Annotated in this window: 2 protein-coding genes and 1 pseudogene; all 3 read right to left on the bottom strand. The window is 58.9% G+C overall.

Annotated features, from left to right (window positions below; all coding sequences use genetic code 11):
- Positions 1–32: 32 nt before the first annotated feature.
- Positions 33–629 (bottom strand): annotated as a pseudogene (gene istA / locus ET21_RS0120940) (IS21 family transposase); the annotation flags it as partial.
- A 289-nt stretch (positions 630–918) separates the two neighbouring features.
- A complete protein-coding gene (locus tag ET21_RS28800; protein WP_256497000.1) occupies positions 919–1,041 on the bottom strand; it encodes a hypothetical protein in 123 nt (40 codons plus the stop codon).
- Positions 1,042–1,205: 164 nt separating this feature from the next.
- Positions 1,206–1,819 (bottom strand): hypothetical protein (locus tag ET21_RS27885; RefSeq protein WP_237751625.1); only part of this gene is annotated, 614 nt, incomplete at its 5' end.

Raw genomic sequence — 1,819 nt, 5'->3', positions numbered from 1 at the left:
GCGCCAGATCGAAATCACCTTGCGGCGGGAGGCGTCCATAGATTGTCGTAAATACCGCGCTGGGGCACGCCGCCGAAGGCGGCAAACGCCCGGGCATGGGCGTCAAACAGCATCTCGTGACTCTGGGTCGGATAGGCCACCAGCCAGAAGGCGCGGCTGCCACACAGCTTGGTGTGCGCCACCTCCAGGCGCCGGCGCAGCCCGCCCACCCAGGCATATTCGGTGCTCCAGTCGAACTGGAACGCGTCGCCCAGCGCAAACTTCAAAGGAACGAAGGCGGCCTTGTCGACCTTGCCCGACTGATCCTCTCGCCAGCGCCGGGCAAAGGCGGCCACCCGGCCGTAGCCGCCGGTGTACCCCTGCTCGGTCAGGGCTTCGTACAGGGCCTTGATGGTGCGGCGATCGCGTTTGCCGCGATGCTGATCGGCCTTGAGCCAGGTTGCCAGCATCTCGGTGAAACCGTCGAGCTTGCTCACCACCACCCGCTGAGGGTACTTGGGCTGGACCATCTCGCCCTTGCGCAGCCACACCTTGATGGTGTTTCTGGCCAGGCCCGTGCGCCGCTCGATTTCTTTGATTGGAAGGCCGTCGCGCAGGTGCATCCTGCGGATCTTTGCCAGTGTTCCCACGTTGATCACTCCTTGAACCCTCCTGCTCAAAAAACAAGCAGAAGACCTTACTCAAGGGGTCAAAGTTGGATGAAAAAACTCAGCTCAGAGGGGTCAGATTTACGTGGAAATCAACATGATGCCCGCAAAGCGAGTGTTCTAAGAGATGAAAATCACAAAAGGCAAGCGCAGCGCGTCAGGCCCGTGGGCGCCTGTGGGCAAGGGGGTGCGAGGGGTGGGAATGTGGGCAAGTCGCAGGCTTGTCCATATTTCCATGCCGATCCCCGCTTGTCCACGGGATCAAGACAGATCACTTGGTTTCAATTTGGACGCCGAAGACACGCACAGCCAGACCTTTGTTTCCGGGCTGGAGGGCAAGGCCAACGAGGGAGGCAATCACGAGCAGCACGATGAGGCGGTTTGCGTGTTTCATGCCTCCCATCATGTTGTCACGACGAGCAAAAGGCACTGCGGCCCAATTTCGCAATTACGTCGTGAGTCGCCGCCGAGCGGCCCAAGGTGCGGTGTTATACGATATAGATTATGTTAAATGGCTTCAACATAACATTGCATCATATAGTGGGCGGGGTGCGGCGTCTAGCGCTCGTGATCCTTGCTTGGGGTGGGAGGCGTTGACTTGTCGGTTTCGGTGGAAGCGCTTTGGCCTGGAACCGGGCCGCGCTCAATGGCCCTGGCCATGTTTTCGTGCAACCGATCCATGACCGTTGCCTGTTCAGCAGCCGTGAGGTGTTGACCCTGAATTTGCTTTTTGAGCGCATCGAGCTGGACGAAATTTGCTTGCAATTCCGGGTGTTGCTTGACGGCTTCCTGGCGAGGCAGCTCTTTGAATGCTTTGCTTCGGGCTTCCCGCTCTATGCGTTGAACAATTTCCTCAGCAGGAATTTTCCCCTTGTCGTAAGCGTAGGTGATTTGGGCGTAGCTGCCGTTGTCAAAATCCCGCTTGGGGCCGAGCGCTTTGTCGTGAATAACGAATCCGCGATCTTCGGATTCCTGCAGCGCGTGGTGCGCCGTTTGATCAACAACCTTGCCACGATAGCTTCGGCCATGCTGGGCCGCGGCTTCTGAAATCGTGATGTTGGGGGCCGAGCCTTTGGCGACCGCATCCAACTGCTTCAGCGAGGCCTGGCGAGCCCGGTATGGGGTGTCAATCGGCGTGCAAACGGGACCCCCTATCGGCGCGCAAAAGGGAC

Source organism: Sphingobium sp. DC-2 (assembly GCF_000722555.1).
Taxonomy (GTDB): domain Bacteria; phylum Pseudomonadota; class Alphaproteobacteria; order Sphingomonadales; family Sphingomonadaceae; genus Sphingobium; species Sphingobium quisquiliarum.
The sequence above is the reverse complement of the archived record's forward strand: the minus strand, read 5'-3'. Positions and strand labels throughout refer to the sequence as shown.

Bases quoted from the DNA above. Each gene is read 5' to 3' on its own strand.
- ET21_RS28800 (WP_256497000.1), bottom strand. From the start codon at position 1,041: ATGAAACACGCAAACCGCCTCATCGTGCTGCTCGTGATTGCCTCCCTC.